The organism is Curtobacterium sp. ER1/6 (assembly GCF_001742745.1).
Lineage (GTDB): Bacteria > Actinomycetota > Actinomycetes > Actinomycetales > Microbacteriaceae > Curtobacterium > Curtobacterium citri.
Map to the genome: position 1 here is coordinate 60,987 of NZ_MJAK01000010.1, position 13,710 is coordinate 74,696.

At 72.6% G+C, this 13,710-nt stretch carries 14 protein-coding genes; 11 read left to right on the forward strand and 3 right to left on the reverse strand.

Annotation, left to right across the window (positions count from 1 at the left end):
- Positions 1 to 39 precede the first annotated feature (39 nt).
- Both Cus16_RS13600 and Cus16_RS13605 read left to right on the forward strand, forming a co-directional pair.
- Positions 40 to 282 (forward strand): hypothetical protein, encoded by a 243-nt coding sequence (locus tag Cus16_RS13600; protein ID WP_141718996.1) that lies wholly within the window; start codon positions 40 to 42, stop codon positions 280 to 282.
- 54 nt (positions 283 to 336) lie between these two features.
- Complete coding sequence (locus Cus16_RS13605; RefSeq protein ID WP_141718997.1) at positions 337 to 540, forward strand: hypothetical protein; 204 nt, start codon at positions 337 to 339, stop codon at positions 538 to 540.
- A 7-nt stretch (positions 541 to 547) separates the two neighbouring features.
- On the opposite strand, the gene Cus16_RS13610 is transcribed toward Cus16_RS13605, so the two are convergent.
- On the reverse strand, positions 548 to 1,717 hold the full coding sequence (locus Cus16_RS13610; RefSeq protein ID WP_069713194.1) for an acyltransferase family protein: 1,170 nt from the start codon (positions 1,715 to 1,717) through the stop codon (positions 548 to 550).
- A 97-nt stretch (positions 1,718 to 1,814) separates the two neighbouring features.
- On the reverse strand, positions 1,815 to 2,753 hold the full coding sequence (locus tag Cus16_RS13615) for an aldo/keto reductase family oxidoreductase (RefSeq protein WP_141718998.1): 939 nt from the start codon (positions 2,751 to 2,753) through the stop codon (positions 1,815 to 1,817).
- 72 nt (positions 2,754 to 2,825) lie between these two features.
- Here Cus16_RS13615 and Cus16_RS13620 point away from each other — a divergent pair, with 72 nt between their 5' ends.
- Positions 2,826 to 3,689: a putative RNA methyltransferase gene (locus Cus16_RS13620; RefSeq protein WP_069713195.1), complete on the forward strand. Its 864-nt coding sequence runs from the start codon at positions 2,826 to 2,828 to the stop codon at positions 3,687 to 3,689.
- 17 nt (positions 3,690 to 3,706) lie between these two features.
- Entirely contained in the window at positions 3,707 to 4,141 is a 435-nt protein-coding gene (locus Cus16_RS13625) for a hypothetical protein (protein ID WP_069713196.1), read from the forward strand.
- 9 nt (positions 4,142 to 4,150) lie between these two features.
- Here the strand turns inward: Cus16_RS13625 and Cus16_RS13630 are convergent, their stop codons facing one another.
- On the reverse strand, positions 4,151 to 4,570 hold the full coding sequence (locus tag Cus16_RS13630; protein ID WP_069713197.1) for a VOC family protein: 420 nt from the start codon (positions 4,568 to 4,570) through the stop codon (positions 4,151 to 4,153).
- Positions 4,571 to 4,632: 62 nt separating this feature from the next.
- Between Cus16_RS13630 and Cus16_RS13635 the strand changes: the two genes are divergently transcribed.
- The 7 genes from Cus16_RS13635 to Cus16_RS13665 all read left to right on the forward strand — a co-directional run bounded on the left by Cus16_RS13635 (position 4,633) and on the right by Cus16_RS13665 (position 13,703).
- Positions 4,633 to 5,601, forward strand: coding sequence for a helix-turn-helix transcriptional regulator (locus Cus16_RS13635; protein ID WP_223246626.1), 969 nt, complete (start codon positions 4,633 to 4,635; stop codon positions 5,599 to 5,601).
- Between the two features lie 207 nt (positions 5,602 to 5,808).
- Complete coding sequence (locus Cus16_RS13640; protein ID WP_058729515.1) at positions 5,809 to 5,898, forward strand: potassium-transporting ATPase subunit F; 90 nt, start codon at positions 5,809 to 5,811, stop codon at positions 5,896 to 5,898.
- A complete protein-coding gene (kdpA, locus tag Cus16_RS13645) occupies positions 5,898 to 7,586 on the forward strand; it encodes a potassium-transporting ATPase subunit KdpA (protein WP_069713199.1) in 1,689 nt (562 codons plus the stop codon). Before Cus16_RS13640 ends, kdpA begins: the two co-directional genes overlap by 1 nt.
- A complete protein-coding gene (kdpB, locus tag Cus16_RS13650) occupies positions 7,586 to 9,715 on the forward strand; it encodes a potassium-transporting ATPase subunit KdpB (RefSeq protein ID WP_069713200.1) in 2,130 nt (709 codons plus the stop codon). Before kdpA ends, kdpB begins: the two co-directional genes overlap by 1 nt.
- 3 nt (positions 9,716 to 9,718) lie before the next feature.
- Positions 9,719 to 10,324: a potassium-transporting ATPase subunit KdpC gene (gene kdpC / locus Cus16_RS13655; protein WP_069713201.1), complete on the forward strand. Its 606-nt coding sequence runs from the start codon at positions 9,719 to 9,721 to the stop codon at positions 10,322 to 10,324.
- A gap of 191 nt (positions 10,325 to 10,515) precedes the next feature.
- Positions 10,516 to 13,008 (forward strand): ATP-binding protein, encoded by a 2,493-nt coding sequence (locus Cus16_RS13660; protein ID WP_069713202.1) that lies wholly within the window; start codon positions 10,516 to 10,518, stop codon positions 13,006 to 13,008.
- Positions 13,005 to 13,703: a response regulator gene (locus Cus16_RS13665; protein WP_069713203.1), complete on the forward strand. Its 699-nt coding sequence runs from the start codon at positions 13,005 to 13,007 to the stop codon at positions 13,701 to 13,703. The genes Cus16_RS13660 and Cus16_RS13665 overlap by 4 nt, the downstream gene beginning before the upstream one ends.
- Positions 13,704 to 13,710 lie beyond the last annotated feature (7 nt).

Below are 13,710 nucleotides of genomic sequence, written 5' to 3' on the forward strand. Positions count from 1 at the left end.
CCCGCGTTCACCCGCCGGGAGCATGCTCCGGTCATGTCGATGAGCACACCGTTCGATCCGCAGCAGCCCGGCGCCGACCTCCCCGTGGACGGGACGGTGCCGGACCGGGACGAGACCGAGACAGAGGTCGAGGTCGAGGAGGACCGCGGCGCCGACGTCGGGCCCGACTCCGCCGACCCGAGCACCTCGCCGGTCTCCCACGAGGACGAGGACGAGGCCGGCGGCGGTCCGGTGTTCCGTCGGCCCGAGGCCGGCGACCGGCTGCACCCCGAGGACCTCTGACACCTGGGGCGCACTGCCACCTCGCTGCCAGCCGCGGGAGGCATGCTCGTCCGCATGTCGTTCGCGAACTCGTGGGACCCGTCGAAGGGTCGTGCCATCCCAGAGGACCAGGTCAGCCAGGACGGGCTCGAGCTCGACGAGGAGACCGCCGCCGAGCTCGGCATCTCGTTCGACGTCGTCGGTGGCGCCTCCGCTGACCCGGCGCGCGTCTCACCGGTCGACGTGCAGGTGCCCAGCGCGCCCACGCACGAGGACTGAGCGGCGGTCAGCGGACCTCGACCCGCTCCTTCGTCGCGGCGGTCGCGCGGCGCCTCGGTCCGACCACCGCGTGGTTGCCGGGAGGGGCGAAGCGCAGGCGCAGCGGGTTCTCGACGAACCGGTAGGACAGCCACGACACGAGGACGAGTCCGGCCAGCCAGACGACCAGGAACTTCGACTCGCCGGGGTAGTGCCCCGCGACCTTGACGAAGACGAAGACGCCGAGCAGGTTCCAGAGGTACAGGCCGTAGGACAGCTTGCCGAGGAAGACCATCGGGCGCAGCGCCAGGAACCGGGCGAGGAAGCCGTGGCGCTCGAGGGCGATCCAGGCGACGACCGCTGCGGCCGCGAGGGCGGTCTGCCCGAAGCCGCCCGAGTCGACCAGGGTGACGCCGTGGATGCCCGCCGGTGCGACCGCGATCCACCCCAGCAGCACGACACCGATCGGTCCGGCGACGACGACCACGCGTTCGAGCCACCGCGACCCCGACCAGCGCTCGAGCACGATGGCCAGGATGCACCCGAGCACGAGCGAGTCCGTGTGCGAGAGCGGGCCGTACATGAGCGCCTCGTGCGTCGGTGCCGACTGCCCCTGGAACCAGCGGAACACCCAGAACGCGACGTAGACGACGCCCAGGAACCAGAGTGTCACCGTCGACGAGCGGAACTTCAGCAGCAGGACGAGCAGGACCGGCCAGACGAGGTAGAACTGCTCCTCGAGCGCGAGTGACCACGTGTACTGGAAGTACGGCCCGACCTGGCCGTTGCCGACGAAGTACTGGATGAGGTTCATCGTGTACGTCAGCGCACCGAGCGGGCCCGCCCACCAGGTGCTGATCGGCTCGCGGACCAGCAGGAGCCAGACGGTCGTCACGAGCACCACGAGCACGAGCGCGGGAGCCAGGCGGGCGAAGCGGCGGACGTAGAAGCGACCGAGGGCGATGCGCCCGCGCTCGGCGTGCTCCTGGGTGAGCAGGCTCGTGATGAGGTACCCGCTGATCACGAAGAACACCGTGACGCCGTGGTAGCCCGCCAGGCGACCGTTGAAGTGTGCGTGCCCGGCGATCACACCGAACACGGAGATCGCCCGGAGGCCGTCGAGGGCGGGGTTGTAGCCGAACCGCACCCGGAGGGCGGGCTCGGCGACGATGTCGGCGTCGGAGGGTGCTGGCGTCACGAGAGGACCCTAATCGAACCACCCGCCGCGGCGCAGCCCGTCGGGGGCGCACCCGCTCGGGCACGCCCCCGGCAGTCGTCGCCCCGATGGCCCGGGGTCAGGGGACCAGGTGGCCCGCCGCCGAGAAGATCCGGTACCACTCCTCGCGCGAGAGCACGACGTCCGACCCGACGGCCGAGTCCCGGACGCGCTGCGGGTTCGTCGTGCCGAGCACCACCTGGAAGTGCGCCGGGTGCCGGGTGATCCACGCCACTGCGATGCCGGTCGGGGTGACCCCGTGTGCCGCGGCGACCTCCTCGAGGACGTCGTTCAGCTCGGCGTACTGCTCGCGGTCGCCGAGGAAGACGCCGTCGAAGAAGCCCTTCTGGAACGGCGACCAGGCCTGCAGGGTGATGCCGTTCATCCGGGCGTGGTTGAGGATGTCGTTGTCGCGGTCGACCGACTGGTCGAGGGCGCCCATGTTCGCCACGACGCCCTGCGCGATGACGTTCGCGTGCGTGATGCTCAGCTGCACCTGGTTGAACGCGAGGGGCTGCCGGACGTGCTGCTTGAGCAGCTCGACCTGGCCGGGCGTGTGGTTCGAGACGCCGAAGTGGTGCACCTTGCCGGCGGCGTGGAGCTCGTCGAAGGCCTTCGCGACCTCCTCCGGCTCGACCAGGGCGTCGGGGCGGTGCAGGAGCAGGACGTCGACGTAGTCGGTGCGCAGCGCCTCGAGCGACTCGTGCACGGACTCGATGATGTGCTCGTACGAGAAGTCGAAGTACGCGCCGTTCGGCGTCGGCCGGATGCCGACCTTGGTCTGCAGCTGGATGTCGGCCCGCTCGGACGACGACAGGGTGACGGCCTCGCCGAAGCGCTGCTCGCACCCGTGCCAGACGCCGTAGACGGCGGCGTGGTCGAACATGGTGACGCCCGCGTCGCGTGACGCCGAGTACAGCGCGCGGATGTCCTCGTCGCTCATGTCGTTGATCCGCATGAGGCCGACGACGACGTCGGACGCGGTGAGGTCGGTCTGTGGCAACTCCAGTGTCTTCACCCGACCGATCCTGCCAGCGGCAGGTCCCGTCAACCAGGCCCTGCCGGTGCCCGTCGCCCGTACGCTGGGTCGGTGCGCGACGACCTGCTCCCCGTGCTCGCCTGCCCCGTCTGCGCCGAGCCGCTCGGTCGCGTCGCCGCGGGCACGGTCGGCTGCGCGACCGGCCACCGGTTCGACGAGGCGAAGCAGGGCCACCTGACGCTCCTGCCCGCTAAGCGCCGTGCCCTCACCGCGGACACCCCGGCGATGGTCGACGCGCGCATCCGGTTCCTCGGCCGCGGGCACTACGCGCCCGTCGAGCGGGCGCTCGCGGCGGTGGTCGCCGACGCGACCGCACCCGGGGTCGTCCTCGACGTGGGCTCCGGCCCGGGCACCTACCTCGCACACGCCCTGGACGGCAGGCCGGACGGCACGCCGGACGGGAGGCCCGACCCGGCCCCGACAGACGCCGTCGCCGCCCGTCTCGGGGTCGCGCTGGACCTGTCCGCGGTCGCGATCCGACGGGCGGCACGCGCCCACGCGCGGGCCGGAGCGGTCGTCGGGGACGTGACCGAGCGCCTCCCGGTCGTCGACGACGCAGCCGCGGTCGTGCTGGACGTCTTCGCGCCCCGCAACCAGCGCGAGTACGCGCGGGTGCTGCACCCGGAGGGGGTGCTGGCGGTGGTGACCCCGCGGACCGGCCACCTGGCGGAGCTCGCGGAGGCGACCATCGCGGTCGACCCGGAGAAGGAGCGGCGCCTGCACGACTCGCTGACGCCGTCGTTCGCGCTCCGGTCCTCCGAGGACCGCACGTGGACGATGGAGCTGTCCGCCGACGACGTGCACGACGTCGTCCACATGGGCCCGAGCCACCACCACGTCGACCCCGCCCGCACCTTCGCGCCGACGACCGTCACCGCGGCCGTGACGGTGAGCACCTGGACGCCGGTGCGCTGACTCCCTAGGGTCGGCCCATGGGGTTCCGGGGCGTGGGGGTGGTCGCGGGCGTGCTGGCGCTCGGGATCGGTGTCGGGCTGTCGGCGTGCACGTCGTCGTCGAGCGCCGACGCGGGACGCGACTGGTGCGTCCCGCTCCTGACCGTCTCCCCGGGCACCGTGCAGCCGGGGGACACCGTGACGCTCCGCTCCGCGGACCGCTGCGACGCCCCGGTGCCCGACGGTGGGTGGCACGTCGTCGCCACCGTCCCGCAGGCGGACGGGCCCGAGGTCGCCGTCCGCAGCGCGGAGTCGTTCGACGGGTCGTGGTCGGCGTCGGTGACGCTGCCGCGGGACTTCCCGGTCGGCGATGCCGTGTTCGGCATCGACGACTGGGACTCCGCACCCTGCTCGGACACCTCCGGGAGCTGCGCGGCGGCGTTCGGTTCCTTCACGGTCCGGGCCGCCGACTGACGACGGCCGTCAGCTGGCTGCGGGTGCGACGTCGAGCTGCCACACGACACCGAAGCGGTCGCGCAGCTGCCCGGCGAGCGGCGCCCACGGCGAGGGAGCGAGCGGCTGCCGGACCTCGGCGCGCTCGGACAGTGCCTCCCAGTACCGGGTGACCTCGTCGGCGTCGTCGCCGTGCACGAAGACGTAGAACGCGTTCGCCCCCTGGTCGTACGGCTGGTCCGGCCAGACGTCGAACGCCATGATGCGGAAGCCGGCCTCGGTGGTGACCTGTCCGAAGACGATCCGGTCGGCCCAGGCGGGGTCCTGCGAGGCACCCATCTGACCGTAGGTGGTCGCCTGCACGGTGCCGCCGAAGGCTGCCGCCCAGAAGTCGAGGGCCTCGCGGGCCTGTCCGTCGAAGTTGATGTGGGTCGTGGTCTCGATGCTCATGGGACGAGTGTGACCGGCATTGCGGTCAGATCGTGGCCGCTTCTCCGACGAAGATGGGAGACGTGGCCGACCCGTCCTCCCGCATGCTCGCCCTGCTCTCGCTCCTGCAGGTGCACCGCGAGTGGTCGGGGGACGAGCTCGCCGAGCGCCTGGTCGTCAGCCCCCGGACCCTGCGGCGCGACGTGGACCGGCTCCGCGAGCTCGGCTACCGGGTCGAGTCCGTCCGCGGCCCGGCGGGCGGCTACCGCCTGGCAGCGGGGTCCGACCTGCCACCCCTGCTGTTCGACGACGAGCAGGCGGTCGCGATCGCCCTCGCGCTCGCGGTGGCCCCGGCGTCCGGTGCGGACATCGCCGAGGCCTCCGTGCGGGCGCTCGCGACCGTGCGCCAGGTCATGCCCGAGCGCCTGCGGAACCGCGTCGACCTGGTGGACGCGGTGACGGCGCCGGGTGGCCCGCGCGTGGACCCGGACGTGCTCGTCGCCGTCAGCGAGGCGGTGCGCCGGCACGAGGTCCTGCGCTTCGGGTACGGCGAGCGGGACACCCGGCACCGGGTGGAGCCGCACGCGGTCGTCGCCCGGAACGGCCGGTGGTACCTGCTGTCGTGGGACCCGGAGCACGACGACTGGCGGACCCACCGCGTGGATCGGATGGCACCGCGGATGCGCACCCGGCTGGCCTTCGTCCCGCGTCCCGTTCCCGGAGGGGACCCCGCCGCGTTCGTGTCCGCACGCTTCAAGGGTTCCGAGCGCGACGATGCGTGGCCGTGCACCGGGTCCGTCGTCGTCACGGCCGAGGACGCCGCACGGGTGACCCCGTACCTGCCCGACGACGCCGTGGTCGAGCCGCTCGACGACGGACGGTGCCGGGTCACCAGGGGGTCCTGGTCGTGGGCGGGCCTGGCCGGGGCGTTCGCCGCGTCGACCGTGGCGTTCCGGGTCGAGGGGCCGGAGGAACTGCGAGCTGCCGTCCAGGCGCTCGGCGACCGGCTCCAGGCGGCAGCGGGGCGTCAGGACGGCGCAAGTGTCCGCTAGGAGGGCGTGAGGATCCCGTTAGGAGCGGCCTGGAGGCGCGGCGACGGATCCAGCATCGATTCCGCACCACACGTGGTGCGGTCCGCGCCGCCCGGCGTCGGGCCCGCAGCAAGTTACGGAGTCCCTCGTGTTCGACGTCTTCGTCGTCGCCGGTGTCCTCGCCGTGTTCGGTGTGGTGGCACTCATCGCCAAGGGGGTGGAGCGACTGTGATCGTCGTCACCATCGCCGCCGCCGTCCTCGGCATCGCATCGGTCGTCTACCTGGTGTGGGCACTGGTCCACCCGGAGCGCTTCTGATGGCGGGCTCCGCTGCCGACACCTGGGCCGGCATCGCCCAGGTCGCCACGCTCGTCCTGCTCCTCGTCGTCGCGTACCGACCGCTCGGCGACTGGATGGCCCGCGTGTACACCCCGACGAAGCACGCCCGCCTGGAGCGCGGTGTGTACCGGGTGATCGGTGTCGACCCGGACGCCGAGCAGTCCTGGCCCGCGTACCTGCGCGGCGTGCTGCTCTTCAGCGCCGTCGGGGTCCTGCTCGTGTACCTGCTGCAGCGCATCCAGGTCGTGCTGCCGGGGGACCTCGGGCTGCCGAACGTCGGACCGGCGCTCGCGTTCAACACCGCGGCGTCCTTCGTGGCGAACACGAACTGGCAGTCGTACTCGCCCGAGGCCACGGTCGGCTACACGGTCCAGATGGCGGGCCTCGCGGTGCAGAACTTCCTGTCCGCCGCGGTCGGTCTCGCGGTCGCCGTCGCCCTCGTGCGCGGGTTCGCACGCCGGAGGTCGGGCACGCTCGGCAACGTCTGGGTCGACGTCATCCGCGGCACCGGTCGGCTCCTGCTCCCGGGCGCCTTCGTCTTCGCGATCGTCCTGGTCGCCGGCGGCGTCGTGCAGTCGTGGGGCGGCGGGGTGGACGTCACGACGCTCGCAGGCGGCACCCAGCACATCCCCGACGGCTTCGTCGCGTCGCAGGAGGCGATCAAGGAGCTCGGCACGAACGGTGGCGGCTACTTCAACGCCAACTCGGCGCACCCGTTCGAGAACCCGCAGGCGTGGACGAACCTCGTCGAGGTCTTCCTCATGCTCGTGATCCCGTTCTCGCTGCCCCGGACCTTCGGACGCCTCGTCGGGGACGACCGCCAGGGGTACGCGATCCTCGCCGTGATGGGCGCGATCTTCCTCGTGTCGCTCTCGGTCATGTCGATCGCCGAGCTCGCGGGCGGCGGCAGCGCCACCCAGGCGGCCGGTGCCGCGATGGAGGGCAAGGAGGTGCGCTTCGGCATCCTCGGCACGACCCTGTTCGGCACGACGTCGACCGCCACCTCCACGGGTGCGGTGAACGGCATGTTCGACAGCTTCACGCCGATCGGCGGCATGATGGCGCTCGTCAACATGATGCTCGGCGAGATCAGCCCCGGCGGTGTCGGGTCCGGTCTCTACGGCATGCTCGTGCTCGCCGTCATCACGGTGTTCATCGGTGGGCTCCTGGTCGGCCGGACGCCGGAGTACCTCGGCAAGAAGATCCGCGCCCGCGAGATGACCTTCGCCGCGCTCTACATCCTCGTCACGCCGACCCTGGTGCTGCTCGGCACCGGACTGTCCCTGGTGATCCCGGGCGTCCGCGAGCAGGTCCTCGGCACGAGCATCTTCAACCCGGGCAACCACGGGCTCTCCGAGCTGCTCTACGCCTTCACCTCGGGCGCGAACAACAACGGTTCCGCGTTCGGCGGTCTGACCGCGAACACGACGTGGATGAACTCCGCGCTCGGCGTCGTGATGCTGCTCGGCCGCTTCGTCCCGATCGCGCTCGTGCTGGCGCTCGCCGGGTCGCTCGCCGCGCAGGACAAGGTGCCGGCGACCGTCGGCACGCTGCCCACGCACCGGCCGCTCTTCATCGGCCTGCTCGGTGCGGTCGCCGTGATCGTCACCGCACTCACCTACTTCCCCGTGCTCGCCCTGGGCCCGCTCGCGGAGGCCCTCTCCTGATGGGAACCGAACCCGTGTCCACCCCGACCACCCCGTCCACCGCGACCGCCGAGGCGGAGGCGAGCAGCGCCTCCCGGCCGGTCACCCGCTCGTCCGCGTTCGGACCCCGCCAGCTGGCGGCCGGTCTGCCGGGCGCCCTGCGCAAGCTCGACCCGCGCCTGATGTGGCGGAACCCCGTCATGTTCATCGTCGAGGTCGGCGCCGCGCTCACCACGGTCACCGCCTTCGTCGAACCGTCCGTGTTCACCGCCGCGATCGCGGTGTGGCTCTGGCTCACCGTCGTCTTCGCGAACCTGGCCGAGGCGGTCGCCGAGGGGCGGGGCAAGGCCCAGGCCGACACGCTCCGCAAGACCCGCTCCACGACCTCGGCACGACGCGTCCTGCGCTGGGACGCCGCCGACGCCGCCGCGCTGACGAACGAGACCGAGGACATCGCCTCGGTCGACCTGGCCAAGGGCGACGTCGTGGTCGTCGTCGCGGGCGAGGTGATCCCCGGCGACGGCGACGTCGTCGAGGGCATCGCGAGCGTCGACGAGTCGGCGGTCACCGGCGAGTCCGCTCCCGTCATCCGCGAGTCCGGCGGTGACCGGAGCGCCGTCACGGGCGGGACGCGCGTGCTGTCCGACCGGATCGTCGTGCGGATCACGTCGACGCCCGGCGAGACCTTCATCGACCGGATGATCCGGCTCGTCGAGGGTGCGGCCCGCCAGAAGACGCCGAACGAGATCGCGCTGAACATCCTGCTCGCCTCGCTGTCGATCGTGTTCGTGATCGTCTGCCTGACCATGCAGCCCATCGCCGGCCTGGTCGGTGCGACCGTCAGCGTGCCGGTGCTCATCGCCCTGCTCGTCTGCCTCATCCCGACCACCATCGGGGCGCTGCTCTCGGCGATCGGCATCGCCGGCATGGACCGCCTCGTGCAGCACAACGTCCTGGCGATGTCCGGCCGTGCGGTCGAGGCCGCCGGCGACATCACGACGCTGCTCCTCGACAAGACCGGCACGATCACCTACGGCAACCGGCGGGCCTCCCGCTTCGTGCCGGTGCCGGGGGTGACCGAGGCCGACCTCACGGCCGCCGCCGCACTGTCCAGCGCCGCGGACGGCACGCCCGAGGGCCGCTCGATCGTCGACCTCGCGCTCGCCGCCGGAGCCGCCACGGGCCTGCCCGCCGGGGCCGTCGAGGTGCCGTTCACCGCGCAGACCCGCATGTCCGGGCTCGACCTGGTCGACGGGTCGCAGATCCGCAAGGGCGCAGCGGCCGCCGTGCTCGCCTGGGCCGGTCCCGCCGACGCCGCGGTCGTCGCCTCGATCGACGCCACCGTCGCCGAGGTCTCCGACCAGGGCGGGACGCCGCTCGTCGTCGGACGCCGCTCGCCCGACGGGTCGGTCGCGCTGCTCGGCGTCGTTCACCTCAAGGACGTCGTGAAGGAGGGCATGGCCGCCCGGTTCGCCGAGCTCCGGAGCATGGGCATCCGCACGGTGATGATCACCGGCGACAACCCGCGCACCGCGAAGGCGATCGCCGCCGAGGCCGGGGTCGACGACTTCCTCGCCGAGGCCACGCCGGAGGACAAGCTCGCGCTCATCAAGCGGGAGCAGGAGGGCGGCAACCTCGTCGCGATGACCGGCGACGGCACGAACGACGCCCCGGCCCTCGCGCAGGCGGACGTCGGCGTGGCGATGAACACCGGCACCACCGCTGCGAAGGAGGCCGGCAACATGGTCGACCTCGACTCCGACCCGACGAAGCTCATCGACGTCGTCCGGATCGGGAAGCAGCTGCTCATCACCCGCGGGGCGCTCACCACGTTCTCGATCGCCAACGACATCGCGAAGTACTTCGCGATCATCCCGGCGATGTTCCAGCTGGCGTTCCCCGGCCTCGCGGCGCTCAACGTCATGGGGCTGCACAGCCCGGCGTCGGCCATCCTGTCGGCCGTCGTGTTCAACGCCCTCGTCATCGTGGCGCTCATCCCGCTCTCGCTGCGGGGCGTGCGCTACCGGGCGGCCTCGGCGTCGTCCGTCCTCGGACGCAACCTGCTCGTCTACGGGCTCGGCGGCGTCATCGTCCCCTTCATCGGCATCAAGCTGATCGACCTCGTGGTCGGTCTCATCCCGGGGTTCTGAACCATGGCTTCCTCCTCCCGTTCCTTCTTCCGTTCCACCGGTGTGGCGATCCGTCTCACCCTGCTGTCCACCGTCGTCCTCGGCGTCGCCTACCCGCTCGCGGTGTGGGGCGTCGGGCAGGCCGCCTTCCACGACCAGGCGAGCGGCTCGATGGTCACCGACCCCTCCGGGAAGGTCGTGGGCTCGTCCCTCATCGGGCAGTCGTTCGACGGGTCGTCGTCCGCGCGGTGGTTCCAGTCGCGTCCGAGTGCCGCCGGCGAGAAGGGCTACGACGCGAACGCCTCGTCCGGCTCGAACCTCGGACCGAACAACCCCGACCTGGTGAAGTCGATCGAGGAGCGTCGGGCCGCCGTGGCGGAGGCCGACGGGGTGTCCGCCGCGGACGTCCCCGCGGACGCGGTCACGGCGTCCGGTTCCGGTCTCGACCCGGACATCAGCCCGGAGTACGCGCGGCAGCAGGTGTCCCGCGTCGCCGAGGCCCGCGGGCTGTCGGAGTCGGCGGTCCGGAGGCTCGTCGACGAGCACACCGAGTCGCGCCAGCTCGGGTTCCTCGGCGAACCCGTCGTGAACGTCCTCGAGCTGAACCTGGCGCTGGCCGCCGCACGCTGAGCGCGGGGCGCGGGGCGCGGGGCGCGGGGCGCGGGACGCCGGGCGCGGGGCGCCGTCGAACCACGGAACCGACGTCGAACCAGGGCACGTCCCCGGTTCGACGTCGGGTCCCTGGTTCGACGCCGACGCCGACGCCGACGCCGACGCCGACGATCGACGACCACCACGACGAACAGCGAGAGGATGAGCCCGTGAAGCGAGGCAAACTGCGGGTCCTGCTCGGCGCGGCCCCCGGCGTCGGCAAGACGTTCACGATGCTCGAGGAGGGCCACCGGCTCCGGTCCGAGGGCCGCGACGTCGTGGTCGCCGTCGTCGAGACCCACGACCGTGCCGCCACGGCCGCGCTCGTCGACGGCCTGGAGGTCGTCCCCCGTCGGGTCGTCGAGCACCGCGGGGTGGCCCTCGACGACATGGACCTCGACGCCGTGGTCGCCCGGGCGCCCGACGTGGCCCTGGTCGACGAACTCGCCCACACGAACGCGCCCGGCAGCCCGAACGAGAAGCGCTGGCAGGACGTCGAGGCGCTCCTCGTGGCCGGCATCAGCGTCATCTCGACCGTGAACATCCAGCACATGCAGTCCCTCGGCGACGTCGTCCGCGAGATCACCGGCACCGTGCAGCGGGAGACCGTGCCGGACGCCGTCGTGCGCGCCGCCGACCAGATCGAGGTCGTCGACCTGTCCCCGGCGTCCCTGCGCGAACGACTCTCCGACGGCCTGGTGTACCCGGCCGCCCGCATCGACGCCGCGCTGTCGAACTACTTCCGCCTCGGCAACCTGACCGCCCTGCGCGAGATCGCCCTGCTCTGGCTCGCCGACGAGGTCGACGACGCCCTGAAGGCCTACCGCGCCGAGCACGGCATCGACCACCGCTGGGAGACGCGCGAGCGGGTCCTCGTCGCGCTCACCGGCGGTCCGGAGGGCGAGACGCTCCTGCGCCGCGGGGCCCGCATCGCCGCACGGAGCGCCGGCGGCGAGCTCGCCGCGGTCCACGTCACGACGAACGACGGGCTGCGCGAACGGCACCCGGGGGCCCTCGGCAAGCAGCGCACCCTGCTCGAGCAGCTCGGCGGCACGTACCACCAGGTGGTCGGCGACGACGTGCCGTCGACGCTCGTGCGCTTCGCGCGGTCGGTCGACGCCACCCAGATCGTCATCGGCGTCAGTCGTCGGAGCCGTCTGGCCGCAGCGATGACCGGGCCCGGGATCGGCAACACGGTCGTCCGCGAGTCCGGCGACATCGACGTCCACGTCGTCACGCACGAGCGGGCCGGCGGCGGGTTCGCGCTGCCGAAGCTCGGCGGCAGCCTGTCCCGAGAGCGCATCGTGGCGGCGTTCGCCGTGTCGCTCGTGCTCGGTCCGCTCCTGACCTGGCTGCTGTCCTTCGGCAACGACCCGGACGCCATCACGGTCGACGTGCTCGCGTACCAGCTGCTCGTGCTCGTCGTCGCGCTCACGGGCGGGATGTGGCCGGCGGTCTTCACCGCGGTGCTGTCCGGGCTGAGCCTCGACTACTTCTTCGTGCAACCCCTCTACATGGTCACCGTCCAGCAGCCGTGGCACCTCGTGGCCCTCGTGATGTACGTGATCAGCGCCGTCCTCGTCAGCTTCGTGGTCGACCGGTCCGCCCGCCGCAGCCGCACGGCACGTCGGGCGGCGGCCGAGTCGGGGCTCCTCGTCGGCATCGCCGGCAGCGTCCTGCGCGGCGACGACGCCCTGCAGGCGCTGCTCGACCGCACGCGCGAGGCCTTCGGGTTCGCCGGCGTGCGGATCCGGCAGGGCGACGAGGTCCCGGCCACGTCGGGGACGTTCGCGGGGGAGCCGGACGCCACCACGGGCCTCCCGTCCGGCGCCGTCCTGGAGTTCGCGGGCGCACCCGACGACCCGACCCAGCGCCGGTTGCTGCGCGTCGTCGAGCAGCAGCTCGACGCCGCCGTCGAGCACCGTCGGCTCACCCGCACCGCGGTCGACGCGGAGCGCATCGCGGCCGCGGACCGCGTCCGCAGCGCGATCCTCGCGGCCGTCGGCCACGACGTACGGCGGCCGATCGCGGCCGCCTCGGCCGCCGTGCAGACGCTGCACGCCGCCGACATCCAGCTGTCGGCCGCCGACCGGGAGGCGCTGCTCACCACCGCCGACGAGAGCCTCCGTCAGCTGGCGGTGCTGCTGGCCGACCTGCTCGACGTCAGCCGCGTGCAGGCCGGGGTGCTCGCCGTGACCCCGCTGCCGACCGCACTCGAGACGGTCGTCGCCCCCGCGCTCGACGAGCTCGAGCTCGGCCCGGACGACGTGGACCTCGACCTGCCGGGGGACCTGCCGCCCGTCCTCGCGGACCCCGGCCTGCTGCAGCGCGTGGTGGTGAACCTGCTCGCCAACGCGAGCCGTTACGCCCCCGAGGGCACCCGGGTCCGCGTCGCCGCGAGCGCCTTCGGCGGCGGTGTGGAGCTCCGCGTCGCCGACCACGGGCCCGGCATCCCGGAGGACCGGCGGGGCGACGTGTTCCAGCCGTTCCAGCGGCTCGGAGACACCGACAACGACACCGGCCTCGGCCTGGGACTCGCCCTGGCGCGCGGGTTCACCGAGGGCATGGGCGGCACGATCGAGGTCGACGACACCCCGGGCGGCGGCCTGACCGTCGTCGTGCGGTTGCCGATCGCCGGACACCTGGGAGTGAATGTCAAGTGAGTACGAAGGTCCTCATCGCCGACGACGACGCGCAGCTCGTCCGGGCGCTCTCCGTCACGCTGTCCGCCCGTGGGTACGACGTCGCGACCGCGCGGGACGGCCGGGCCGCCATCGACGCCGTGATCACCGAGCGGCCCGACATCGTGCTGCTCGATCTCGGCATGCCCCGGCTCGACGGGATCGGGGTGCTCGAGGGCATCCGCGCGTGGTCGCAGGTGCCGGTGCTCGTGCTCTCCGGCCGGACCGACTCGTCGGACAAGGTCGACGCGCTCGACGCCGGTGCCGACGACTACGTGACGAAGCCCTTCCAGATGGACGAGCTGCTCGCCCGGCTCCGGGCACTCGGCCGACGGCAGGCGACCGCGGCGGCCACCGCCGGCGCGACCCCGACCGTGACGATCGGGGACCTCATGGTGGACCTCGTCGCGAAGCAGGTCACGCCGCCGACGGGGCCCGCGATCCGGCTCACCCCGACGGAGTGGCGACTGCTCGAGGTCCTCGTGACGAACCCCGGGCGGCTCATGACGCGCGAGATGCTCCTCACCGAGGTGTGGGGCCCGACGCACGGCAACGACTCTGGGTACCTGCGGCTGTACATGGCGCAGCTGCGACGGAAGCTCGAGCCGGAGCCGTCGCACCCGCGGTACCTGGTGACCGAGTCGGGCATGGGGTACCGGTTCGCCCCCGCGGGCTGAGCGCGGA